The 21,981-nt window shown below is 71.2% G+C and carries 24 protein-coding genes and 2 riboswitches; of the genes, 12 read left to right on the top strand and 12 right to left on the bottom strand.

What is annotated here, in order from left to right:
* Positions 1–11 precede the first annotated feature (11 nt).
* Positions 12–133, top strand: a riboswitch (TPP riboswitch).
* From thiC to ACZ61C_RS01790, 3 genes are all read left to right on the top strand, one after another.
* Positions 127–1,764, top strand: a complete 1,638-nt coding sequence (gene thiC, locus ACZ61C_RS01800) for a phosphomethylpyrimidine synthase ThiC (protein ID WP_465301743.1) — start codon at positions 127–129, stop codon at positions 1,762–1,764. (Overlaps the previous riboswitch by 7 nt.)
* Complete coding sequence (gene thiD, locus ACZ61C_RS01795) at positions 1,761–2,561, top strand: bifunctional hydroxymethylpyrimidine kinase/phosphomethylpyrimidine kinase (protein WP_465301741.1); 801 nt, start codon at positions 1,761–1,763, stop codon at positions 2,559–2,561. Before thiC ends, thiD (ACZ61C_RS01795) begins: the two co-directional genes overlap by 4 nt.
* Positions 2,562–2,565: 4 nt before the next feature.
* Positions 2,566–3,093, top strand: coding sequence for a hypothetical protein (locus ACZ61C_RS01790; RefSeq protein WP_465301739.1), 528 nt, complete (start codon positions 2,566–2,568; stop codon positions 3,091–3,093).
* 43 nt (positions 3,094–3,136) lie between these two features.
* Here the strand turns inward: ACZ61C_RS01790 and ACZ61C_RS01785 are convergent, their stop codons facing one another.
* Entirely contained in the window at positions 3,137–4,648 is a 1,512-nt protein-coding gene (locus ACZ61C_RS01785) for an alkaline phosphatase family protein (protein WP_465301737.1), read from the bottom strand.
* A 93-nt stretch (positions 4,649–4,741) separates the two neighbouring features.
* On the bottom strand, positions 4,742–5,137 hold the full coding sequence (locus tag ACZ61C_RS01780) for a winged helix-turn-helix transcriptional regulator (RefSeq protein WP_465301735.1): 396 nt from the start codon (positions 5,135–5,137) through the stop codon (positions 4,742–4,744).
* Between the two features lie 93 nt (positions 5,138–5,230).
* Here ACZ61C_RS01780 and ACZ61C_RS01775 point away from each other — a divergent pair, with 93 nt between their 5' ends.
* Complete coding sequence (locus ACZ61C_RS01775; protein ID WP_465301733.1) at positions 5,231–6,154, top strand: NADP-dependent oxidoreductase; 924 nt, start codon at positions 5,231–5,233, stop codon at positions 6,152–6,154.
* Here ACZ61C_RS01775 and ACZ61C_RS01770 read toward each other — a convergent pair.
* Complete coding sequence (locus ACZ61C_RS01770; RefSeq protein ID WP_465301731.1) at positions 6,151–7,161, bottom strand: phosphatidylinositol-specific phospholipase C domain-containing protein; 1,011 nt, start codon at positions 7,159–7,161, stop codon at positions 6,151–6,153. The genes ACZ61C_RS01775 and ACZ61C_RS01770 overlap by 4 nt on opposite strands.
* A gap of 105 nt (positions 7,162–7,266) precedes the next feature.
* Between ACZ61C_RS01770 and thiD (ACZ61C_RS01765) the strand changes: the two genes are divergently transcribed.
* Both thiD (ACZ61C_RS01765) and ACZ61C_RS01760 read left to right on the top strand, forming a co-directional pair.
* Complete coding sequence (gene thiD / locus ACZ61C_RS01765; protein WP_465301729.1) at positions 7,267–8,088, top strand: bifunctional hydroxymethylpyrimidine kinase/phosphomethylpyrimidine kinase; 822 nt, start codon at positions 7,267–7,269, stop codon at positions 8,086–8,088.
* A 59-nt stretch (positions 8,089–8,147) separates the two neighbouring features.
* Positions 8,148–8,954, top strand: a complete 807-nt coding sequence (locus tag ACZ61C_RS01760; RefSeq protein ID WP_465301727.1) for an ion transporter — start codon at positions 8,148–8,150, stop codon at positions 8,952–8,954.
* Here the strand turns inward: ACZ61C_RS01760 and ACZ61C_RS01755 are convergent.
* On the bottom strand, positions 8,951–9,790 hold the full coding sequence (locus tag ACZ61C_RS01755) for an SDR family oxidoreductase (protein ID WP_465301725.1): 840 nt from the start codon (positions 9,788–9,790) through the stop codon (positions 8,951–8,953). The genes ACZ61C_RS01760 and ACZ61C_RS01755 overlap by 4 nt on opposite strands.
* 85 nt (positions 9,791–9,875) lie before the next feature.
* Here ACZ61C_RS01755 and ACZ61C_RS01750 point away from each other — a divergent pair, with 85 nt between their 5' ends.
* On the top strand, positions 9,876–10,250 hold the full coding sequence (locus ACZ61C_RS01750) for a winged helix-turn-helix transcriptional regulator (RefSeq protein WP_465301723.1): 375 nt from the start codon (positions 9,876–9,878) through the stop codon (positions 10,248–10,250).
* Here the strand turns inward: ACZ61C_RS01750 and ACZ61C_RS01745 are convergent.
* The 4 genes from ACZ61C_RS01745 to thiO all read right to left on the bottom strand — a co-directional run bounded on the left by ACZ61C_RS01745 (position 10,247) and on the right by thiO (position 12,913).
* Positions 10,247–10,681 (bottom strand): MarR family winged helix-turn-helix transcriptional regulator, encoded by a 435-nt coding sequence (locus ACZ61C_RS01745; protein ID WP_465301721.1) that lies wholly within the window; start codon positions 10,679–10,681, stop codon positions 10,247–10,249. The two genes, ACZ61C_RS01750 and ACZ61C_RS01745, sit on opposite strands and share 4 nt — an antisense overlap.
* A gap of 198 nt (positions 10,682–10,879) precedes the next feature.
* Entirely contained in the window at positions 10,880–11,638 is a 759-nt protein-coding gene (thiG, locus tag ACZ61C_RS01740; RefSeq protein WP_465301719.1) for a thiazole synthase, read from the bottom strand.
* A 1-nt stretch (position 11,639) separates the two neighbouring features.
* Positions 11,640–11,840 (bottom strand): sulfur carrier protein ThiS, encoded by a 201-nt coding sequence (gene thiS, locus ACZ61C_RS01735; protein ID WP_465301717.1) that lies wholly within the window; start codon positions 11,838–11,840, stop codon positions 11,640–11,642.
* Positions 11,840–12,913 carry a glycine oxidase ThiO gene (gene thiO / locus ACZ61C_RS01730; protein ID WP_465301715.1) on the bottom strand — a complete coding sequence of 358 codons (1,074 nt, stop codon included), beginning with the start codon at positions 12,911–12,913 and terminating at the stop codon, positions 11,840–11,842. Before thiO ends, thiS begins: the two co-directional genes overlap by 1 nt.
* Positions 12,907–13,013, bottom strand: a riboswitch (TPP riboswitch). Its footprint overlaps the gene before it by 7 nt.
* Before the next feature lie 31 nt (positions 13,014–13,044).
* On the opposite strand from thiO, the gene thiE reads away from it, so the two are divergent.
* The gene (gene thiE / locus ACZ61C_RS01725; RefSeq protein ID WP_465301713.1) at positions 13,045–13,704 is read left to right on the top strand and encodes a thiamine phosphate synthase; all 660 of its coding nucleotides are present in this window, start codon (positions 13,045–13,047) and stop codon (positions 13,702–13,704) included.
* Between the two features lie 9 nt (positions 13,705–13,713).
* Here thiE and ACZ61C_RS01720 read toward each other — a convergent pair whose 3' ends face one another.
* Complete coding sequence (locus ACZ61C_RS01720) at positions 13,714–14,457, bottom strand: hypothetical protein (protein ID WP_465301711.1); 744 nt, start codon at positions 14,455–14,457, stop codon at positions 13,714–13,716.
* A 148-nt stretch (positions 14,458–14,605) separates the two neighbouring features.
* Here ACZ61C_RS01720 and ACZ61C_RS01715 point away from each other — a divergent pair, with 148 nt between their 5' ends.
* Positions 14,606–15,553: a threonine ammonia-lyase gene (locus tag ACZ61C_RS01715; protein WP_465301709.1), complete on the top strand. Its 948-nt coding sequence runs from the start codon at positions 14,606–14,608 to the stop codon at positions 15,551–15,553.
* A 109-nt stretch (positions 15,554–15,662) separates the two neighbouring features.
* Here ACZ61C_RS01715 and ACZ61C_RS01710 read toward each other — a convergent pair whose 3' ends face one another.
* Together ACZ61C_RS01710 and ACZ61C_RS01705 are read right to left on the bottom strand one after the other, a co-directional pair.
* Positions 15,663–17,180 (bottom strand): MFS transporter, encoded by a 1,518-nt coding sequence (locus tag ACZ61C_RS01710; RefSeq protein WP_465301707.1) that lies wholly within the window; start codon positions 17,178–17,180, stop codon positions 15,663–15,665.
* A gap of 43 nt (positions 17,181–17,223) precedes the next feature.
* Positions 17,224–17,979, bottom strand: a complete 756-nt coding sequence (locus tag ACZ61C_RS01705) for a GntR family transcriptional regulator (RefSeq protein ID WP_465301705.1) — start codon at positions 17,977–17,979, stop codon at positions 17,224–17,226.
* 147 nt (positions 17,980–18,126) lie between these two features.
* Between ACZ61C_RS01705 and ACZ61C_RS01700 the strand changes: the two genes are divergently transcribed.
* Both ACZ61C_RS01700 and ACZ61C_RS01695 read left to right on the top strand, forming a co-directional pair.
* On the top strand, positions 18,127–19,173 hold the full coding sequence (locus ACZ61C_RS01700) for an SIS domain-containing protein (protein ID WP_465301703.1): 1,047 nt from the start codon (positions 18,127–18,129) through the stop codon (positions 19,171–19,173).
* A complete protein-coding gene (locus ACZ61C_RS01695) occupies positions 19,170–20,132 on the top strand; it encodes an N-acetylglucosamine kinase (protein WP_465301701.1) in 963 nt (320 codons plus the stop codon). The genes ACZ61C_RS01700 and ACZ61C_RS01695 overlap by 4 nt, the downstream gene beginning before the upstream one ends.
* Positions 20,133–20,233: 101 nt before the next feature.
* On the opposite strand, the gene ACZ61C_RS01690 is transcribed toward ACZ61C_RS01695, so the two are convergent.
* Positions 20,234–20,896 (bottom strand): DUF3159 domain-containing protein, encoded by a 663-nt coding sequence (locus ACZ61C_RS01690; protein WP_465301699.1) that lies wholly within the window; start codon positions 20,894–20,896, stop codon positions 20,234–20,236.
* Between the two features lie 264 nt (positions 20,897–21,160).
* Here ACZ61C_RS01690 and ACZ61C_RS01685 point away from each other — a divergent pair, with 264 nt between their 5' ends.
* Positions 21,161–21,973, top strand: a complete 813-nt coding sequence (locus ACZ61C_RS01685; protein ID WP_465301697.1) for an SGNH/GDSL hydrolase family protein — start codon at positions 21,161–21,163, stop codon at positions 21,971–21,973.
* Positions 21,974–21,981: the final 8 nt, after the last annotated feature.

The following is a 21,981-nucleotide window of genomic DNA, read 5'->3' as shown; positions in this document are numbered from 1 at the left end:
GGTCGGTGGCACAACACCAACGCGGGAGCTCGCGCCATGGCGGGCTGAGAGGGTGGCTGGGGTTCTCCCGGCGTCACCGACCGCATGAACCTGACCGGGTAATGCCGGCGTAGGGAGTGAAAGTCGTTGACGACGCTCGAAAACAATGCTGCCCTGAATGTCACGACCGGCCCGATCACGGGCTCGCACAAGGTGTACCACCAGACCGAATCCGGGCTTCGTGTCCCGGCCCGCCGCATCGACCTCTCGAACGGCGAACACTTCGACGTCTACGACACTTCCGGCCCCTACACGGATCCGGAAGCCACGATCGACGTCCACAGTGGACTGCACCGGCTGCGCGCCGGGTGGTCCGACGGCCGTGAGCACAACACTCAGCTCGGGTGGGCCAAACAGGGCGTGGTCACGCGGGAGATGGAGTACATCGCCGCCCGCGAAAGGGTTTCGCCGGAGTTCGTGCGCGACGAGGTCGCGCGCGGCCGCGCGGTGATCCCGGTCAACCGCCGCCACCCCGAGTCCGAGCCGATGATCATCGGCAAGAACTTCCTGGTGAAGATCAACGCAAACATGGGCAACTCGGCCGTCTGGTCGTCGGTCGAGGAGGAGGTCGACAAGATGGTGTGGGCGACCCGCTGGGGCGCCGACACGATCATGGACCTCTCCACCGGCAAGCGGATCCACGAGACGCGCGAGTGGATCATCCGCAACTCGCCGGTCCCGGTCGGCACCGTGCCGATCTACCAGGCGCTCGAAAAGGTCGACGGCGAGCCGGAAAAGCTGTCGTGGGAGGTCTACCGCGACACGATCGTCGAGCAGTGCGAGCAGGGTGTGGACTACGTCACGGTGCACGCCGGCGTGCTGCTGCGCTACATCCCGCTGACCGCGCGGCGCGTCACCGGGATCGTCAGCCGCGGCGGCTCGATCATGGCCGCGTGGTGCCTCGCGCACCACCAGGAGTCCTTTTTGTACACGCACTTCGAGGAGCTCTGCGAGCTCCTGCGGCAGTACGACGTCACGTTCTCCCTGGGCGACGGCTTGCGTCCGGGGTCGATCGCCGACGCCAACGACCGCGCGCAGTTCGCCGAGCTGGAAACCCTCGGCGAGCTGACGCACCTCGCGCGCTCGCACGACGTCCAGGTGATGATCGAGGGGCCCGGCCACGTGCCGATGCACAAGATCAAGGAGAACGTCGAGCTGGAGGAGAAGCTCTGCGGCGAAGCTCCGTTCTACACTCTCGGTCCACTCGCGACGGACATCGCTCCGGCGTACGACCACATCACCTCCGCCATCGGCGCGGCCCAGATCGGCTGGTACGGCACGGCGATGCTGTGTTACGTCACGCCGAAGGAGCACCTCGGCCTGCCGAACCGCGACGACGTCAAGACCGGCGTGATCACGTACAAGATCGCCGCGCACGCCGCCGACCTGGCCAAGGGGCACCAGTACGCGCAGGAGTGGGACGACGAGCTGTCCAAGGCCCGCTTCGAGTTCCGCTGGAACGACCAGTTCAACCTCTCGCTCGACCCTGACACCGCGCGCGCGTTCCACGACGAGACGCTGCCCGCCGAGCCGGCCAAGACGGCGCACTTCTGCTCGATGTGCGGCCCGAAGTTCTGCTCGATGCGGATCACGCAGGACGTCCGCAAGTACGCCGAGGAGCACGGTCTGTCCACTGTAGAGGCGATCGAGGCCGGGATGGCGTCGAAGTCGGCGGAGTTCACCGAGTCCGGTGGCCAGGTCTACCTGCCCGTGGTGCAGCCGTGACACCGCCCACCGCCCTCACCATCGCCGGCTCGGACTCCGGCGGTGGTGCGGGCATCCAGGCGGACCTGCGCACGTTCTTCGCGCACGGCGTCCACGGCCTGGTCGCGCTGACCGCGGTCACGGTCCAGAACTCGCTGGGCGTGCAGGGTTTCACCGAGGTCCCGGCCGACGTCGTGGCCGCGCAGATCAAGGCGGTGGCGTCCGACATGGGCGTCGGCGCGGCGAAGACGGGCATGCTGGCCACGGCGGAGATCATCCGCGCGGTGGCCAAGACCCTCGACGAGGTCGGCGGTGAGATCCCGCTGGTGGTCGACCCGGTGGCGGCGTCGATGACCGGGCATTCGTTGCTGCGCGAGGACGCGCTCGAGGCGATCCGCACGGAGCTGTTCCCGCGGGCGGTCCTGATCACCCCGAACCTGGACGAGGTCCGCCTGCTGACGGGAGTGTCCGTTGTGGACACGATGTCTCAGCGCGCGGCGGCGGAGGCGTTGCTGGAGTTCGGTTCCCGCTGGGTCCTCGTCAAGGGCGGCCACATGACGGGTTCGGCGGAGTGCGTGGACCTGCTGTCGGACGGCAGTTCGTTCATCTCTTTGAGCGGCCCCCGGTATGCGACGGAGAACACTCACGGCGGCGGCGACACACTGGCGTCGGCGATCACTTCGGGCCTGGCGAAGGGCGCGTCGGTGCCGGACGCGGTGGCGGCGGGGAAGAAGTTCATCGAGCGCTGCGTGGCGGAGGCCTACCCGCTCGGTGCGGGGGTCGGACCGGTGTCGCCGTTCTGGGTGCTGCCAGACTGAGCGGGTGAGAGAACCCGACGAGCTGTGGGCGGCCCTGTCCGAGGAGCTGCGCGCCGAAATCGACGGCCTGCTCGCCGACGGCCACTTCGTGCACGCGATCCTTGCCCTCCGGGAGAGGTCGGGCCTCGACCCGTTGCCGGGCATCAACGAAGGCAAGGGACTGGCGAGTTTCCGCACCGCTCTCCTGCACGAGCGCGGCCTGCTGAAACCGCCGCCGGAGTACACCGTGGACGGCATGCTCGCCGAGGTCTCGGCGCGGGGCCTGACCCCGCTCGCCATCGAGATAACCTGGGACGGCGATTCCCGGGGGTGGCACACCGAGCTGTGCGCGGTCGTCAAGGACCCGGACTTCGAACTGGCCTGTCTCGGCCGGTTCGTGCCGCACCTCGACCGCACCCGGTCGGTGCGGGACGAAGCGCGGGAGAAGGGTCAGGCGGTCGCGGACCGGCTCGGCGTGCCCTTCTACTTCCCGCTCCCCGACACTCCCGACACCGAGCAACCGCACTGGTGGGACCTACCGCACTCGTCGTGAGTGTTTAGGGCGGTTCTAACCGCCCTAAACACTCACGACGGGGTCAGCGGGTCGTCAGGCGCGGGGCGTCGACCGCCCAGTACCAGTTGTTGCCTGCCGCATACAGGCGCCACGTGAAGTGGGCCGTCCGGGCGCCCGCCGGGACCGCCACCGAGGTTGCCGCCGGCTGGGACAACACGTCTCCACCCCGGTTGGCCGACGACGACTCCGGGCCGTAGGCCAGCAGCGTCTTCTCCGCACCGCCGTCGAAGGACACCGTCAGGGCGCCGCGCTGGGTTCCGTCCTGGCGGTAGTGCGACACGAACCCCACATCCACGGTGGACTTACCCGACACCGGCAAAGACGGCGACACCAGCGAAGAGTCGAACGTCCCCTGGGACGACGGCGAACCCTTGTCGTCCCACTCGTCCGGGTCCGCCACCGCGAAGACGCCGCGAGACCGCACGTTCGCCTCACGCTCCTGGCCCGGCGCGGTGCGCGTCCAGAAGTCGTCGGTCGTGAACGCCCAGCCCTGCCACTCCGTGACCCCCGCGGGCATGCCCGACGCGTTCCGCACGCTCCACCCGGAAGGCGCGTCGTGCGTCCAGCCCGGCACCGAGGCGGGCACGCCCGTTTCGTCCACACGCGACTTCAAGACCGCGGAATCGAAGGGATCCACGGGAAGCGAGCCCAGCGCGTAACCGTCCGAAGAAGACGCAAGACCCAAGTGCCGCAACGCCGTCGGCGCGATGTCGACGATCTTCGGCGCCACCGCCGGAGTGCCGGACGGCACCGCACCGCCGGCCGCGATCACGAACGTCATGCGCTCCTCGGGACTGTCCCCGCCGTGGCCGCCCGGGCCGGTGTGACCGTGGTCCGTCGTCAGCATGACCAGCCAGTCCTCCGACGCAGCCGAAGCACGCGCGTTGATCGCCGCCAGCAACCGTCCGATGTAGGCATCGTCCGAACGCAAAGTCGCCGCGTACTCCGCCGAGTCGGCGCCGCGGGCGTGGCCCGCCTCGTCCGTCTCTCCGAAGTAGACGAACGACGCGTCGGCCTTGTCCTGCTTGAGGTGCTTCTCCGCGTCGGCCGCGATCTGCGGGTCGGTGTTCTCGTAGCCGGCGCTGTCCCCGTCGAGGACGTACTTGCGGTCCTGGCCCGTGCGCAGGATCTTGTCGCCGATCGGCTTCCAGTCGACCGCCGCGTACGTGTCGAGCGCCGGGTTCGCCGTCTCCGCCCGCGCGAGCCAGCTCGGGTAGGCCGCGAGGTTGTTGCCGGTGAACGCGTTGTCCTTCACCAGGTGCTTGTCGGGCCAGACGCCGGTGAGGATCGACGACCAGCCGGGCCCGCTGAGCGTCGGCGCCATCCCGCTGCCGTACAGCGAGCTGCGCGCCGAGTACCCGCGCTGGACTAGCGCGTGCACGTTCGGCGTGTCCGCCGCGAGGAGCTTGTCGAACCGCGTGCCGTCGAGCCCGATCACGAGCACTTTGGGCGTTTTCGCCACCGCCGAAGCGACGCCGGTGGTCAGCCCGGCGGCCGCCACCAACGCCGTGACCAGGCAGAACAGTCTCCGCATGAGCCCTCCAGATAATTGGTTCGGATGAGTTATCCGGAGGTTAGGGAGCGGCGACGACGGTGAGGTGAACGCGCGGCGAAACCCCGCCGGCCATCAGCGGACGGGCAGCAGCTCCCGGCCGTCGTAGGTTTCGCGCGCCGCGCGGATGCGGCCGAAGTTGGCCTGCGACCACGCGCTCAGCGCCACCAGGTGCGCCCCGACCTCGGCACCCATGTCCGTGAGCGCGTACTCCACCGTCGGCGGGGTCGTCGGGTACACCGTGCGCGTCAGGAAGCCGTCGCGCTCCAGCTGGCGCAGGTTCTGGGTCAGCATCTTCTGGCTGATGCCGTCGACGGCCCGGCGCAGCTCGCCGAACCGGTGCGGCCCGCGGGCCAGCGCGCCGAGCACCAGCGCCGTCCACTTGTTGGCCAGCAGGTCCAGCACGTCCCGGCACGGGCAGCTGCGGAGGTAAACGTCCCAGGGTCCGTCCTGGTCACAGGTGGTTTCCATCGAGTACCTACTTTACGGATAAGTGCCTTCTAGCGAAAAGTGCCTACCCGTCCGAGTATAGGAGGCGACCCCCTCAGCACGAAGGAGACAAGCATGCGCATCGTGACCCAGGAGACCCTCGGCGGGCCGGAGGTGCTCCACGTCGTCGAAGCACCGCGGCCGGAACCCGGGCCCACGGAGGTCCTGGTGCGGGTGCACGCGGCCGGGATCAACCCGGTCGACTGGAAGGTCCGCGCGGGCGGCGGGTTCCTCGGCCAGCCGCCCTTCACCGTCGGCTGGGACGTCGCCGGCGTGGTCGAGGAAGCCGGCTTCGGCGCCACCGGCGTCCGCGAAGGCGACGAAGTCCTCGGCATGCCGTGGTTCCCGCGCCCGGGCAACGCCTACGCGGAGTACGTCACCGCGCCATCACGCCACTTCGTCCGCAAGCCGGCCGGGCTCTCGTTCGCCGAGGCCGCCGCGCTGCCGCTGGCCGGACTGACCGCGTGGCAAGGGCTCGTCGACGTCGGGAACGTCCGGAGTGGACAGCGGGTGTTCGTCGACGCCGCCGCGGGCGGGGTCGGCCACCTCGCCGTGCAGCTCGCCAAGGCGCGCGGCGCGCACGTCATCGGCACGGCCAGCGCGGGCAAGCACGAGTTCCTGCGCGAGCTCGGCGTCGACGAGCCGATCGACTACCACGACCGGACCGCGACGACGTCCGATGTGGACGTCTACTTCGGACTCGTCGGCGAAGAGAGCGACCTGCGGTGGCTCCCCGCGATCAAGGAGGGCGGCCTGCTGATCGGCGTGCCCAGCGGTGTCGCGGATCGCGTCGAAAAGGCCGCCGCGGAAAGGAAAGTCCGCACGGAACGGATCCTCGTGGAGCCGGACCGCGGTGGGCTGACCGGCCTCGTCGAGCTGGTCGAGGCCGGTCAGCTGAAGGTCCGCGTCGAGCAGACCTTCCCGCTGGAGGACGCCGCGAAGGCGCACGAGCTGGGTGAGTCCGGCCGGGTGACCGGGAAGCTCGTGCTGACCGTCTAGCCCCGGGCGAGCACCTGCGGGAGGACCGTGGTGAGCCCGGTCCAGTCCGAGGTGATCACCGACGCGTGCTGCTTCGCCAGGTCGGCGACGCGCTGGTTGGCCTGGTCGACCGTCGGGTTGTGGGCGTCGATGGCCGGCGCGACGTTCTGCCCGTCGGTCATCACGACGTAGTAGTGGTTGGCGTCGTACCACCACGGCCCGGTCTGCGTCACCCACGCGTTCGCGTCGCCGTCGAACACGACGAACCACGGCTTGAGGTCGGCGGTGTACTTGTCCCGCGGGTCACCGCCGGCCGCGCCGTGCACGGTCGGGAAGATGTTCGCGTCGCCGAGCTTCCCGGCGTTCTTGAGCCCGACGAGGTAGCGCGCGTACTCGACGTCGGTGTGCAGCGTGTCGGTCGGGTTCCCCTCCTCGACGGTGCCCGGGATGATCTCGGTGATCACCCGGCCCCGCAAGGCGTCCACGGACGGCCAGTTGTCCGCCTTCGAGGCTTCGTCGAGGGTGCTGTACCCGCCGAGCAGCTCACTCGGCCGGAACGCGACGCTGCCGAGGTGCGAGCGGAACGTCGCGTCCAGCTCGTCCGGGCCCATGCCGGTGTTGTCCGAGAAGCCGGTCTTCATCTCGAGCTTGAGCGTGATCGGCGTGTGCCCCGGGTGGGCGGCCAGCCAGATCCGGATGTCGTCGAGGCAGTACTCGAGGTTCTTGTTCTTCCCGCCGCTGTACAGCTGCGCCGCCGAGGTGGCAGCGACGCAGTTGTTGCTGTTCCCCAACGGGTTCGAGTGGCTGACCTTCCACTCGTGGGTGAAGAAGTCCGGCCAGACGTCGAGCTCGATCAGCGACGACCCGGCGTCGAGCGCCCGCGCCAGGTAGTCGTAGGCCGCGGGGTCGTACGTGTTGTGCACGCCGACCGTCGTGACGTGGGAGAGCTTCGGGCTGTCCGCTTGGGCCGCGGTCGCCCCGGAGAGCACGAGCGCCGCCGTGAGGACTGCCACCGAGAAGAGCTTCATCCAGGCTCCTTCGAACGTGAGTAACGTTCACAATGTCTCACCGTGGTTGACTGCTCATGAAGGAAAAGCGGCCGATTGGCCTAGACCAGAAGTCGGGAAACCACCATGACCCCTCGCACCGCGTTGACGATCGCCGGTTCGGACTCCGGCGGCGCCGCCGGTCTGCAAGCCGACCTGCGCACGTTCCTGACCTGCGGGGTCCACGGCCTGGTCGCGGTCACCGCCGTCACGGTGCAGAACACGCTCGGCGTGCACGACCGGTCCGACCTGCCGCCGCACATCGTGGCCGGGCAGATCGAGGCCGTCGCGGCGGACATGGGTGTCAACGCGGCGAAGACGGGCATGCTGGCGTCGGCCGAGATCATCGAGGCCGTCGCGGCCGCGTGTGACAAGGCGGGGATCGGCCGCGACGAGAAGATCCCGTTCGTCGTCGACCCGGTGGCGGCGTCGATGCACGGCCACCCGCTGTTCGACGACGCCGGCCTGCACGCCCTGCGCGACGAGCTGCTGCCGCGCGCGACGGTGCTCACCCCGAACCTCGACGAGGTCCGCCTGCTGACCGGGATGACGGTGAAGGACCGCGAGGGCATGCACACCGCGGCGGTGGTGCTGCAGCGGATGGGCCCGCGCTACGTCCTCGTGAAGAGCGGCCACCTGCAGGCCGACCCCGAGTGCGTCGACCTCCTCTTCGACGGCTCGACGTTCGTGGAGCTGCCGGGGCAGCGCTACGCGACGCCGCACACGCACGGCGCGGGCGACACGATGGCGTCGGCGCTCACGGCGGGCCTGGCCAAGGGGATGTCGGTGGTCGAGGCGGCGCGCTACGGCAAGTGGTTCGTCTCCCACGCCGTCGAGCACGCCTACCCGATGGGCGCCAAGGTCGGCCCGGTCTCGGCCTTCTGGCGGCTGGCACCCGAGGAGCGCTGAGCGACCGCCCGGTTACCATCCCTGCGTTTACTGATCCTTGAACTCAGCAGGGGGCGGCCTTGACCGGACGCGAGCGGGTGGCGAAGGTCCTCGACGACCGCCGCTTCCAGAACTTCATCATCGCCGTGATCGTGTTCAACGCGGTCACGCTCGGCATGGAGACGTCGACGTCGCTGGTCGACGGCTACGGCACCCTCCTGCACACGCTCGACCACATCGCGCTCGGCATCTTCGTCGCCGAGCTGCTGGCGAAGTTCTACGCCTACCGCGGCGCGTTCTTCCGCGACAACTGGAACGTCTTCGACCTGCTGGTCGTCGGTATCGCGGTGATCCCGGCGACCGGGCCGTTCGCCGTGCTGCGGTCGCTGCGCGTGCTCCGGGTGCTGCGGCTGATCTCGGTGGTGCCGTCGATGCGCAAGGTCGTCTCGGGGCTGCTCGCCGCGATCCCCGGCATGGCCTCGATCGCCGCACTGCTCGCGCTGATCATCTTCGTGGCCGGGGTGATGGCCACCAAGCTGTTCGGCGTCATCTCGCCGGAGAACTTCGGTGACCTCGGCACGTCGCTGTTCACGCTGTTCCAGGTGATGACCGGCGAGGCGTGGCCGGACATCGCAAAGGAGATCATGGTCCAGGCGCCGATGGCCTGGATCTTCTTCGTCGTCTACATCCTGGTGTCCAGCTTCGCGGTGCTGAACCTCTTCATCGCCGTCGTCGTCAGCGGCATGGAGGACGAGCTGCGCCAGGACATCCGCGAGGAAGAGGCGAAGCAGGCCGAGACGCAGGCCGCGGCGAACCAGGAGATCCTCGACGAGCTCCGCGCCGTCCGCGCGGAGCTCGCCGAGCTGCGGCGTGAACAGGCGGCTTAACGGAACGCGGCGAGGTTGCGCGCGACCCAGGCGCCGAACGACCGCGGCGGCCGGCCGAGGACCCGCTCGACGTCCGGGCTGACCCGCAGCTCGGCCGCGCTCGGGGCGCCGAGGATGTCCAGGGTGTCGTCGGCGAGCTCACCCGGCATGGTCCGGGTCATCCCGGCCTTGGCTTCTTCGCGGGTGAGCTCGTGGAACCGCACGGGCGTGCCGAGCGCGGATTCGATGGCCGACGCCTGCCCGCGCGGGGTGATCACCTCAGGTCCGGTCAGCTCGTAGGTGCCGCCGGTGTGCCGGTCGTCCAGCAGGCAGGCCGCGGCGATCTCCGCGATGTCCGCCGGGTCGATGATCGGCACGCCGGTGTCCCCGAAAGGCGCGGCGACAACCTGCCGCGTGCGGACGGATTCCGCCCGCCACAGGGCGTTGGACGCGAACCCGCCCGGCCGCAGGATCGCCCACTCCAGGCCGGACTCCCGCACCCGGTCCTCCAGCGCGCGCATCGCGACCCGCGTCGTGCCGAAGGGCCGGGTCACCACGCCCAGGGTGGAGAGCAGGACCACCCGGCGGACCCCGGCGGCCGCGGCCGCGTCGAGGGCGCGGGCGGGGTCGGCGCCGGCGGCGTGCAGGTCGCCGGACAGCAGCAGGAACACCGCCTTCGCCCCGGCCAGCGCCGGCTCCAGCCCGGCGGGCTCGGCCAGGTCGGCCACCACGTGCCGGACGCCGTCCGGCACGGCCGCGGTGTGCCGCGACACCGCCGTCACCTGCTGCCCCGCCTCGGCCAGCGCCCGCACCAGCGGCCGGCCCACGTTCCCGGTAGCCCCGGTCACCACGATCATGAAAGCTCCTTCGTCCGATGTCTTCACCGACGCTAGGAGCCGAGCTAACTTCTGGTAAGGACATACCTTTGGGTAAGCTCATGACATGACCGGAGGCGCACAGCTCACCCCGGCCGCCGCGGCGGCCCGGTATGACGTGTTTCACACCGACTGCCCCGCGCGCGACGTCGTCGACCACGTGACGAGCCGGTGGGGCATCTGGGTCCTGATCTCGTTGCAGAGCAACGACCTCAGGTTCTTCGAGCTGCGCGAAAGCATCGAGGGCATCAGCGAGAAGATGCTCGCCCAGTCCCTGCGCGCCCTGGTCGAGGACGGCCTGATCTGGCGGCAGGTCGAGCCGACGACACCACCCCGGGTCACCTACGGGCTGACGGAGTTCGGCCGGGACGTGGGCGAGCCGCTGGCGGAGCTGTTCGGCCGGATCACCCGGCGGCTCATGCCGGACGGGCAGCCGGCTTAGCGGTCCTCGTCGGCGATCAGCGCTTCAAGCGCCGGAATCGCCGCCGTCAGGGCTTCGCGGTGCTCCGGCGACAGCCGGTCCAACCGCCGGTTCAGCTCCTGCACCCGGGTCGAACGGACACCCGACACCAGCCGCTCGCCCTCTTCTGTCGCCTTCGCCAGCCACGCGCGGCGGTCGACCGGGTCGGGCTCGCGGCTCACGTACCCCGCCTCGACGAGGGACGCGATGATCCGCGACATGGTCGCCGCGGCGACACCCTCCTTCGCGGCGAGGTCGCCGAGGCGCAGCTGACCGGAGATCACCAGCGTCGCCAGCGCCGAGATCGCGCCGTGGCCGGGGCCCGGCACGCCGGCCTGCCGCAGTGACCGGGACAGCCTCCCGACGGCGAGGTACAGCCTGCCCGAGACGTCCTGGACCGAGGTGCTGGTCACGGCTGGCTCCTTCTGCCCTGCCCCGCCGCGGGTGCGCCGGAAAGTGCCGTCCACCTTACGGGTTCGCGGTGCACGTTCGCTGTTACCAATCCGGCCTAAAGCAGGCCGATCCTCGAGCGGCGCGTAACCGTTGCCACGAAGTCATTCGGCCGTGACTGTGGTCGGATTGGTAACAAACGGTACAGTAAGCCACCCGGTTCACCGGGGTGGGCTCGACGCGTGCGCCCAGAAGCGCTGCGGCACCCGGCCCGCCTCGCGGGCGAGCCGGCCGGCGACGACACCCGCCCGCATCGCCGCCGCCATCCGCTCCGGGTCGGCCGCGCGGGTGACCGCCGTGGACAGCAGGACGGCGTCACAGCCGAGCTCCATCGCCAGCGTCGCGTCCGACGCGGTGCCGATTCCGGCGTCCAGGATCACCGGCACGCCCGCCCGCGAGACGATCAGCTCGATGTTGTGCGGATTCCGGATGCCGAGGCCGGTCCCGATCGGCGCGCCCAGTGGCATCACGGCGGCGCAGCCGGCCTCCTCCAGACGCAGCGCGAGCACCGGGTCGTCGTTCGTGTAGGCGAACACGGTGAAGCCGTCGGCGGCCAGCCGCTCGGCGGCGTCGAGGGTTTCGATCGGGTCCGGCAGCAGCGTCCGGTCGTCGGCGTGCACCTCGAGCTTGATGAGGTCGGTATCCAGCGCCTCTCGCGCCAGCTGCGCGGTGAGCACGGCTTCGGCGGCCGTGCGGCAGCCCGCGGTGTTCGGCAGCAGCTCGATGCCCAGCCTTTTCAAGAGTTCGAGGACGCCGGAGCCGCCTTCGGCGTCGGCTCGGCGCATGGCGACGGTCGTCAGCTCGGTGCCGGAGGCGACCAGCGCGCGTTCGAGCACGGCGAGGTTCGCCGCGCCGCCGGTGCCGATGATCAGCCGCGACCGGAGCTTGGCAGTGCCAATGACCAGCGGTTCGACGTCCACTTCAGCCTCCCTGGACCGCGGTGAGCACGTCGACGCCGGCGCCCTTGGGCACGGCGGTGGCCGCCCAGTCGCTCCGGCGGACGACGACGCCGTCGACCGCGACGGCGATCCCGGGCCGCTGCCCGCCGGACGCCTCGAGGACGTCGGCGACCGTGGCGCCGTCCGGGAACTCCGTCCACTTCCCGTTGAGCTTGATCTCCATCACACGTGCTCCTTCTGGTGCAGGCGGTCGGGCGAAGCCGCTTCGGTGCCTTCGGGCGGCTTCTCACCCTCGAGCCAGGCGACCACGGCGTCCGCGGTCACGGGGGCCATCAGCAGGCCGTTGCGGTGGTGCCCGGTCGCGGCGAAGACGCCGTCGTCCAGGACACCGAGGTACGGCAGCGCGTCCCGGCTGGCGGCCCGCAGGCCCGCGGCGACCTCGGCCAGCTCGTACTCGGTGATCGCGGGAAAGACCCGTTCGGCGCCTTCGACCAGCTCACGCACCCCGCGCGCGGTGACGGCCCGGTCGAAGCCCGCCTCGTACTGGGTGGCGCCGAGGACGAGCTCTTGGTCGCCGCGCGGGACGAGGTAGATCGGCCGGCCCTCGACGACGGCCCGCACGGTGTGCGCCGGCGGCGGCAGGCAGCCGCGCCGGGGCTTGAGCCGGAGGATCTCCCCCTTGAGCGGGCGGACGGCGTCGGCGAGCTGCGGGTGCAGCCGCCCGGTCCACGCGCCCGCGGCGAGCACGACGGCGTCGGCGTCCGGGATGGCCGTGACACGCTCACGGACGAACCGGACATCCCGCTTCTGGCAGGCCGCGTACAGGGCGTTGAGGAGTTTTCGGTTGTCCACGGCCAGGTCGCCGGGCACGTGGAGTCCACTTCGGACGGACCCGACGCCGGGCTCGAGACGTTTGGTCTCGCGGCCGGTGAGGCGGTCCGCCGCGCGGCCGATCGAGTGCAGGTAACCGGCGAGGATGTCGAGGTGACCGGCGTCGGCGCTGTCGAACGCGACCACGAGCGTCCCGTGCCCGGCCAGGCCGGGGTCGACGCCGTCGGCCGCGAGGTCGCTCGCGAAGCCGGGCCAGCGTCTCAACGACTCTTCGCCGAGGCTGAGGACGTCTTCCTCACCCGGCCAGGCCTCGGTGACCGGGGCGAGCATGCCGCCGGCCAGCCAGGACGCGCCGCCGCGGACGGGCTCGGGGTCGTACAGGGTGACCTGGTGCCGCCGGCCGGCCGCACGCCAAGCCGTGGACAGGCCGATCACTCCGCCGCCCACCACTGCCAGGTTCGTCATGGGATCACGCTCCCTGCGCCGGCATGACCCGGATCAGGTTCCACGGTCGGAGCGGCAGCTCCCTCTCAGCCCGTTGCCTCGGGCTCCCGTGCGGACCAGCCCACCCTAGCTCGCGAGGTACGGTCGCCGCTATGCCCGCCCTTTCCGGTGACAAGATCCGCGCCCGCCTCGACGCGGCGCGCCTGTACCTGTGCACGGACGCCCGCACGTCCCGCGGCGACCTGGCCGCCTTCGCCGACGCGGCCCTGGCCGGCGGCGTCGACATCATCCAGCTGCGTGACAAGACCGGCGCCTTGGAAGCCGCGGGAGAGATCGCCGCGCTGGAGGTGCTGGCCGAGGCGTGCGAGCGGCACGGCGCGCTGCTGTCGGTGAACGATCGCGCGGACGTCGCCCTGGCGGTCGGCGCGGACGTGCTCCACCTGGGCCAGGACGACATCCCGGTCCCGCTGGCCCGGCGGATCCTGGGCGACGACGTCGTGATCGGTCGCTCGACGCACTCCGTCGACCAGGCCTCGGCGGCCGCCTCGGAGCCGGGTGTGGACTACTTCTGCACGGGCCCGTGCTGGCCGACGCCGACCAAACCCGGCCGGTCGGCGCCGGGCCTGGACCTGGCGCGCTCGACGGCGGCTGCCACTCCGGCGCGGCCCTGGTTCGCGATCGGCGGCATCGACGTGCCGCGCCTGCCGGAGGTGCTGGCGGCGGGCGCGTCCCGGATCGTGGTGGTCCGGGCGATCACCGAAGCCGAGGACCCCGAAGCCGCGGCCCGGGAACTGCGCGCCCGCCTGCCCTGACGTCGCCGGTCAGGGTGTCGGCGTGCTCGCCGCGCCCTGGCTGGTGGGCGGCGCCGCCGAGGTCGACGGCGGCTGGGCCGTCGTGCTCGGGGTGGTCGGCGTGGTGGTCGGGGACTGCGACGACGTGGTCGGCGGGGCCGAGGTCTCCGTGGTCGTCTCGGTGCTGGGCGTCGGCGAGCTCTGGGTGTCCTCGGTCGCCGTCGAAGGGGTGGTCGACGGGGTTTTGTCCGGCTGGCCGCCACCCCCGCCGAAGATCTTGCCGATGCCCGCGCCCGTGCCGCCCGCCACACGACCGCCCGTGGCCGCGTCGACCCCCACGATCGCCAGGATCGCCACGGCGAACGCCACCACGCTCGTGCCGATGATCAACGGCCAACGCAGTTTGCGCAGCCGGGACGGCTCCTCCTCAGGAGGTGAGTCCGGCCGGGGCAGCTGGACCGTCGGCTGGTCGGCCGGCGCCACTTCGGAACCGGTTCCACCTCGCCGCCGGATGCCCGACGTCGCCAGCTGCCGGGCCTTCAGCGCGGCCGCGCGCGTGCGCTGCAGCGAGCGGAGGTAGATCTCGCCGCCGACCGTCGTGATCACGCTCGCCACGCCCGCGCCGACCACCGTGCCCGCCACGCCGAGCGTCGAGCCCAGCAGCGCCGCGGTCACCGCCGCCAGCGCCGCCGCCATCACCTGCGCGATGCGCAGACCGGACTTTTCTTCCTTCGCCGTGTCCAACTCGGAAGCCGCTGCGTTCTCCTTGCTCATGATCCCGATCCGGTAGTAAGTCTTTTCTCCCCTGTCCAACGTGTAAGGCGCGCGGGAAACTCCCCGCGTTGCCGCGACGTGAGAAGCACCACTCCGATCGTCCACAGTGGACACTTACGACCGAACACTTTCTTGACATAATCGGCACATGGAACTGGTGACGATCTCCGACATCGAGGCGGCCGCGAAGCGCGTCGAAGGTGTCGCCGTGCGCACGCCGCTGTTGCTCCAAACGTGGGACCCGCGTGAGTCCCTGTGGCTCAAACCCGAGTCGCTGCAACCGATCGGCGCGTTCAAGGTGCGCGGCGCGTTCAACGCGATCGCCACCCTCGAAGACGCGCGGCGCGCCCGCGGGGTCATCGCGTACTCGAGCGGCAACCACGCGCAGGCGGTCGCGTACGCCGCGCGGGAGTTCGGCGTGCCCGCGGTGATCGTCGTACCGGACATCGCGCCGCGGATCAAGGTCGAGGCCACCCGCTCGTACGGCGCCGAGGTGATCGAAGTGCCGATCGGCGAGCACGAGGCCAAAGCGCACGAACTGGCCGCCGAACGCGGGCTGACCCTGGTCCCGCCCTACGACGACGCGGCCATCATCGCCGGGCAGGGCACCGCGGGCCTGGAGATCGCCGAGGACCTGCCGGACGTCGAGGTGGTGCTGGTGCCGGTGAGCGGCGGTGGGCTGGCCTCCGGCGTCGGCGTCGCGATCAAGGCGCGCTGCCCCCGGGCGAAGGTCGTCGGCGTCGAGCCCGCGTTCGCCGGCGACACGACCGAGGGGCTGCGGCTCGGCCGCCAGGTCGACTGGCCGATGGCCGACCGCGCCCGCACGATCGCCGACGGCCTGCGCGCGCAGCCGTCCGAACTGACCTTCGCGCACCTGAAGGACGTCGTCGACACGATGGTCACGGTCACCGAGGACGAGATCCGCGACGCCATGCGCGTCCTGGCCGGCAAGGCCCGCCTGGTGGCCGAGCCGAGCGGCGCGGTGACCACGGCGGCGTACCTCCACCACGCGGCCGAGCTACCGGAAGGCCGCACGGTCGCGATCGTCTCGGGCGGCAACGCGGACCCGGCCCTCTTCGCGGAGGTCCTCGCCTGAGCGACGGCCCCGAGCGCCCCAATGTGGCCTTCGGTGCGTTCAACGCACCCAAGGCGGCCTTCGGTGCGTTGAACGCAACCAAGGCCACCTTGGGGCGCTCGGGGCCGGGTCAGGTGGAGGCGCCGCGACGGACGTGCGTCGGCGGGCCCTCGACACCGCAGTGGTAACACTCGCCCAGGTGCGGGGACTCGTCGGCGGCCGGAGCCGGCGGCTCGGCCGGCGGAGCCAGGACGCCGTTGTGGATGCCCAGCGCGATCAGCCCGCCGGCGATCGCCAGCACCGCGCAGATCACCAGGGCCATCCGCCAGCCCGCGGTGAGCGCGACCGGGTCGGCGTACGCGGACCCGGTCAGCCCGGCGGCCGCCGGCAGCACCGCGACGGCCAGGAGCCCGCCGGAGCGCGCGATGGCGTTGTTGACCCCGGACGCGACACCGGCGTAGCGGTCCGGGGCCGCGGCGAGCACCGTCGCGGTGACCGGGGCGACGACGGTCGCCAGGCCGAGCCCGAACACCACCACCGCGGGCAGCACCGTGCCGAGGTAGGACGCGCCGGGCGCGATGCGCAGCATCAGCAGCATCCCGATGCCGACGACGATCGGCCCGACGACCAGCTGCAGGCGCGGGCCGATGCGCTGGGCGAGCGCGCCCGAACGGCCGGAGAGCAGCAGCATGATCACCGTCAGCGGCAGCCCGGCCAGCCCGGACGCCGTCGGCGAGTAACCGAGCGACACCTGCAGCTGCATGACCAGCAGCATCATCACGCCGCCGAGCGCCGCGTACATCGCGAAGGTCAGCGCATTCGACAGGGTGAACGTCCGGTCGCGGAACAGCGACGGCGGCACCAGCGGCTCCCGCGAGCGGTGCTGGACGAAGACGAACGCGGCGAGCCCTGCGATCCCCAGCACTCCCGCGACCAGCACGATCGGGTCGCCGATGCCGCGTCCCGGCGCCTCGACCAGCGCGCCGGTCACCCCGGCGAGGCCGATCGCGCCGAGCGCCGCGGCGCCGAAGTCCGGGTGGCCGGTCGCCTGCTCGTCGCGGGACTCCGGGACGAACCGGCGCGCCATCAGGACCACGGCGATCGCGATCGGCACGTTGATCAGGAACGCCAGCCGCCACGACCAGACCTGCACCAGGAAGCCGCCGAGCAGCGGCCCGGCGGCGGCCGCGATGCCGCCGAGGCCGGACCACGCGCCGATCGCGCGGGCGCGCGCGTCGTGCGCGAAGGACGACTGGAGGATCGCGAGCGACCCGGGGGTCAGGAGGGCGCCGCCGATGCCCTGCAGGATGCGCGTCACGACGAGCACCTCGGTGGACGTCGCCGCCGCGCACAGCCCGGAGGCGACGCCGAACCAGACGACGCCGACCAGGTACATGCGGCGCCGGCCGTAGCGGTCGCCGAGCGAGCCGGCGACCAGGATCAGCGCCGCGAGGGCCAGCAGGTAGCCGTCGAGGATCCACTGGAGACCGGCGACGGAGGCGTGCAGCTCCTCGCCGATGCGGGGCAGGGCGACGTTGACGATCGTGCCGTCGAGCATCGCCATGCCGGACCCGAGGATGGTGGTCGCGAGCACGCCCCGGGCCGCCCCGGTGCCCCACCGGATCCCGGTGTCTTCAGTGGCTGTCACGTGCCCACTCCACCGTGCGCGGAGACGCCCGTCAACCGCGTGGTTACGGCAGCAGCGTCGTCACGAACTTGTAGCGGTCGCCGCGGTAGACCGAGCGGGCGAACTCGACCGGCTTGCCGTCGGTCGCGAACGAGTGCCGGGTCAGCATCAGCACCGGCATGCCGACGTCCGCGCCGAGCATCTCGGCCTCCTGCGGCCCGGCGAGCGAGGTCTCGATCGTCTCCTCCGCGCGTTCGAGCTCGACGCCGTACTGCTCGCGTAGAACGGCGTACAACGATCCCCCCGCGGAAATGTGCTTGCGCAGCCCGCGGAACCGGCCGGCCGGGAGGTGCGACGTCTCGAGCGCCATCGGCTGCGAGTCCGCCAGTCGAAGCCGTCGAAGGCGAAGAATTTTCGCACCGGTGCGGATTCCGAGGAGCTTCGCGAGGTCACCCTCGGCCGGCAGCTCGTCGAGCTCGAGCAGCTTCGACGACGGCTTCAGGCCCTGCTTGCGCATGTCTTCGGTGTAGGAGGACAACTGCAGCCGCTGGGCGAGCTTCGGCTCGGCCGCGAAGGTGCCTTTTCCCTGCACACGGTGCAGGCGGCCTTCGGCGGTGAGGTCGGCCAGCGCCTGGCGCACGGTGGTGCGGGAGACCGTGAACTCCCCGGCGAGCGCGCGTTCGGTCGGGATCGGCGACCCGGGCGGCAGCACGTCCAGGAGGTCGAGGAGGTGCTGTTTCAGTGCCCAGTACTTGGGCTCGCGCTGCCCGCGCATCCCGGCGACGGCGCCCGCCTCGCCCGTGGTGGTGGTTTCCAACATGCCCGACTCCCTATGTCTTCCCTCATACGCGCCACGTCCCCGTAAGAAACGTACCCTTTTCCCCAAACGCGCCGCCCCACTAACATTGGTCTAGACCTGACCGACGCCGCCTGAGTCCGGTACATAATGCCGGAGGTGGAGAGGAAAATGATGACCGAACAACGGCCCGGCGAGCACATGGCCGCGGAGATCGCCCAGCAACCGGACGTCCTGGCCGGACTGGTCGAGCGTCAAGCGGAAATCGCCGGGGTGGCGGAAAAGATCTCACAACGGCCCCCGCGCTTCGCTTTGCTCGCCGCGCGTGGATCAAGTGACCACGCAGCGTTGTATGCGAAGTACCTGATCGAGGTACTGCTCGGCCTTCCGGCTGGTCTTGTTTCCCCGTCGACGGCGACGCTGTACGGCGCGCGCCCCGATCTGCGGGACGTGCTGTTCGTCACGGTCAGCCAGAGCGGTGGTTCTCCCGACCTGATCGAGGTCACCGAAACGGCGCGGCGCCAGGGCGCGCTGACGGTGTCCGTCACCAACACACCCGACTCGCCGCTGCGGGCGGCGTCCGAGCTCGGGATCGACATCGGCGCGGGCGTCGAGAAGGCCGTCGCGGCGACCAAGACGTACTCCGCGACGCTGATGGCGCTCTACCTCCTGATCGACGCGGTGCGCGGCGGCAAGGCGGCGGACGCCGAGAAGATCGGCGAGCTGGCGCAGCAGACCCTCGACGGCGCCGCCGAGGGCGTGCAGCGCGCGGTCGACCGGTACCGCTTCGTGGACCGCGTCCTCACGACCGGCCGCGGTTACTCCTACGCTTCGGCGCTCGAAGGCGCGCTGAAGCTGGCCGAGACCAGCTACCTCGCCGCCCGCGCGTACAGCGGCGCGGACCTGCTGCACGGCCCGGTCGCGGCGGTCAACGGCGAAACCGCGGTCCTGGCCGTGACCAGCAAGGGGCACGGCGGCCAGGCGATGCACGAGGTCCTCGAGGCCGTCGGCAAGCGCGGCGCGGACGTCCTCGCGGTCGGTTCGGCCGCCTCGGAGGTGCCCGCGGCGCTGCGCATCGACGTCGCGCCGTCGGCCGAGGAGCTCGCGCCGATCCTGGAGATCCTGCCGCTCCAGCGGATCGCGCTCGGGCTCTCCCTCGCCCGCGGCGGTGACCCGGACAGCCCGCGCGGCCTGCTGAAGGTGACCAAGACGAGGTGAGCTTCGCGATCGGCGTCGACGCCGGCGGAACGTCGACCAGGGCCGCACTGGTCGACGCCGCCGGCGTCGTGCTCGGCACCGGGCGCGGCGACGGCGCCAACCCCAACGCGCACACCCCCGAGGTCGCCGCGGGCCGGATCGCCGAGACGATCACCGCGGCGCTGGGCGCGCACGATCCGCGCGACGTGCGCGCGTGCGTCGTCGGCATGGCCGGAGTCAGCAAGCTCAGCGACGTGCGCGTGGCGGCGGTGTTCGACGCGGCGTGGGCGCGAGCCGGGCTCACCGGCGTGCGGGTCGTGGCCGACGCCGAAGTGGCTTACGCGTCCGCGACATCGGCCCCGGACGGCACCGTGCTCGTCGCCGGCACCGGTTCCATCGCGGGCCGGATCCGGAAACGCCGGCTGGCCGGCACCGCGGGCGGGTACGGCTGGCTCCTCGGCGACGAGGGGTCCGCGTTCTGGCTCGGCCGCGAAGCCGTTCGTTCCACTTTGGAGGCTCTCGGGCGCGGCCTCCCCCTCGACGGCCTGCCGACCGCGGTGCTCGGCGCCGCGCTCGGTCCGTCCGGTTTGGACGTCCGGACCGACGCGCAGCGGCTCGCGGCGTCCCGCGCGGTGATCACGGCGGCCAACGCCGAAGCGCCGGTCCGGCTCGCCCGGTTCGCCCCGCTGGTGAGCGCGGCGTACAACGCCGGCGAGCCCGCGGCGACCGGAATCGTCACCCGCGCGGCGGCGCTGCTCGTCGAAAACGCCCTCGCCGCGCGCGAACCCGGCGAGTCGACCCCGGTTGTCCTGGTCGGTTCGGTGCTCACCGGCGACAGTCCGGTGGGTGCCCTGGTACGCCGCGGATTGTCCGGCCTCGAGGTGCTGACCAGCTCCGATGGGGTGCTGGGCGCGGCGTGGCTCGCCGCCGTCGACGCGTTCGGCGAGGGGGTCTCCCGACCCGGGCCGGGAGAAAATTGAGCAAAACGCGGCGCGAAGACGTCAAAACGTCGACTGAACCCGGGTAGGCCGGGTACCGTAGGCGTTGGCCCCCGGACCCTCCCCCCTCGCCGGGGGCCGCCTTATGTCCTGGGTACGTCGTCCGGGGCGGGTTCGGGAGCGAGGCGCAACCCCGGGTGCTCCGGCGGCAACGCCCGGTAGAGCACCCAGCCGCTCACCGCGACGGTCAAGGCGACCAGGGGCCACGAGAGCACCGTGCGGGCGATCCCGAGCGCGAGCACCTGGCCGGACCACCACAGCAGGCCGTAAACGACCACGCGCAGCGTGTACTGGCCGAACACCCACACCCAGCTGGCCCGTGAATACGCCTTCAGCAGCACCGGGTCGCGGCGCCAGCGCGCCTTCTGGCCGAGCACCAGGCCGACGACCACGCCGAGCAGCGGCCAGCGGACGACGATGCTGGCCGCCCAGAGCAGCGCGCTGGCCACATTGGACATCAGCTGCAGCAGGAAGAAGTCCTGGGCGCGGCCGGTGTGCAGGGCGATCAGCGCGGCCGCGACGACGGCGGCGAGGCTGACGACCAGCGCCCGGACCTTCCCGCCGCGCGCGATCCGGTAGATCCCGAGCACGACGGCCACGGCGATGGCCGCCCCGGCGCCCCACGCGGTGGACTGACCGGCGATGAGCCAGCCGGCGACAAAACCGACGGGCGGGATGCTGGCGTCGAGCGCGCCTCGGCGGCCGCCGAGGATCTGCGCGAGCGACTCACGGGGTTCTCCGGACACGTGTCCAGCGTGCCGGATCGGCCCCGCCCGGCCGCACGCAGGGAGATTTTCGCCACATCAGGTGCCGGGTTTACCTCCGAGTGTGCTTTTTCACGGCATAGCGAAGGTGAAGACTGCGTAATACAGAAGCGCAGAAGGCCGACAAGATAAGACACTGTTACCGCGGGCTGAACCCGAGGGGCCGTGGGGGTGCGGCCAGATGGTTAGTTGTGGTGTACAACTACATGTCGGGGTGTCGGTCGCTGGATGGGAAGGGGACCCAACGTGTACGGAATCGACAGTTACGTGGCGCTCGGTGACAGCTTCACCGAGGGGCTCAACGACGCGCTGCCGGACGGCTCCTTCCGGGGCTGGGCCGACCGGCTGGCGGAGATCCTGGCGGCCGGGCGGCCCGACTTCCAGTACGCGAACCTGTCCCTGCGCGGCAAGATGCTCGACGAGATCCTCGACGAGCAGCTGCCGATCGCCCTGGAGCTGAAGCCCGACCTGGTCACACTCTGCGCCGGCGGCAACGACATCATCGTCCCGGGCGCGGACGTCGACGCGGTCGCGGAGCGCCTGGAGGAGGGCGTCGCGAAGCTGCGCGAGGCCGGCATCCCGGTGCTGATGTTCAACGGCCCGGACACCAAGGTCCTGTCGGTGATGTCGGTCCTGCGCGGCAAGGTGGCGATCTACAACACCCACTTGTGGGCGATCGCCGAGCGCTACGGAGCGCGCATGGTCGACCTGTGGGCAATGGGTCCGCTGCACGACCGCCGCGCTTGGAGCGACGACCGGCTGCATTTCTCCCCGGAGGCGCACCGCCGGATCGCGTTGAAGTCGGCGGAGGTCCTGGGGATCCTGGTGGAGAGCGACTGGCGGGACCCATGGCCGTCGGAGGCGGTGCCGTCCCGCTGGATCGACTCCCGGCGGTCGGATCTGACGTGGACGAAGGTGCACCTGCTGCCGTGGATCCGCCGGCAGCTGAGGGGCGAGTCGATGGGTGATGGGCTTTCGCCGAAGCGTCCGGAGCTGGCGCCGTTGTTGCCGTTGGATGTGCTGGAAGTGCCGGACAACGCTCGGCAGCAGGCCAGCTGAGGTTTCCG

Source organism: Amycolatopsis sp. NPDC104587 (genome assembly GCF_055583645.1).
The sequence above is the reverse complement of the archived record's forward strand: the minus strand, read 5'-3'. Positions and strand labels throughout refer to the sequence as shown.

Coding starts and splice junctions, on each gene's coding strand:
- ACZ61C_RS01785 (WP_465301737.1), bottom strand. CDS start 4,648: ATGCGGAGACTGTTCTGCCTGGTCACGGCGTTGGTGGCGGCCGCCGGG.
- ACZ61C_RS01780 (WP_465301735.1), bottom strand. CDS start 5,137: ATGGAAACCACCTGTGACCAGGACGGACCCTGGGACGTTTACCTCCGC.
- ACZ61C_RS01775 (WP_465301733.1), top strand. CDS start 5,231: ATGCGCATCGTGACCCAGGAGACCCTCGGCGGGCCGGAGGTGCTCCAC.
- ACZ61C_RS01770 (WP_465301731.1), bottom strand. CDS start 7,161: ATGAAGCTCTTCTCGGTGGCAGTCCTCACGGCGGCGCTCGTGCTCTCC.
- thiD (WP_465301729.1), top strand. CDS start 7,267: ATGACCCCTCGCACCGCGTTGACGATCGCCGGTTCGGACTCCGGCGGC.
- ACZ61C_RS01755 (WP_465301725.1), bottom strand. CDS start 9,790: ATGATCGTGGTGACCGGGGCTACCGGGAACGTGGGCCGGCCGCTGGTG.
- ACZ61C_RS01750 (WP_465301723.1), top strand. CDS start 9,876: ATGACCGGAGGCGCACAGCTCACCCCGGCCGCCGCGGCGGCCCGGTAT.
- thiS (WP_465301717.1), bottom strand. CDS start 11,840: ATGGAGATCAAGCTCAACGGGAAGTGGACGGAGTTCCCGGACGGCGCC.
- thiO (WP_465301715.1), bottom strand. CDS start 12,913: ATGACGAACCTGGCAGTGGTGGGCGGCGGAGTGATCGGCCTGTCCACG.
- thiE (WP_465301713.1), top strand. CDS start 13,045: ATGCCCGCCCTTTCCGGTGACAAGATCCGCGCCCGCCTCGACGCGGCG.
- ACZ61C_RS01720 (WP_465301711.1), bottom strand. CDS start 14,457: ATGAGCAAGGAGAACGCAGCGGCTTCCGAGTTGGACACGGCGAAGGAA.
- ACZ61C_RS01715 (WP_465301709.1), top strand. CDS start 14,606: ATGGAACTGGTGACGATCTCCGACATCGAGGCGGCCGCGAAGCGCGTC.
- ACZ61C_RS01705 (WP_465301705.1), bottom strand. CDS start 17,979: ATGTTGGAAACCACCACCACGGGCGAGGCGGGCGCCGTCGCCGGGATG.
- ACZ61C_RS01700 (WP_465301703.1), top strand. CDS start 18,127: ATGATGACCGAACAACGGCCCGGCGAGCACATGGCCGCGGAGATCGCC.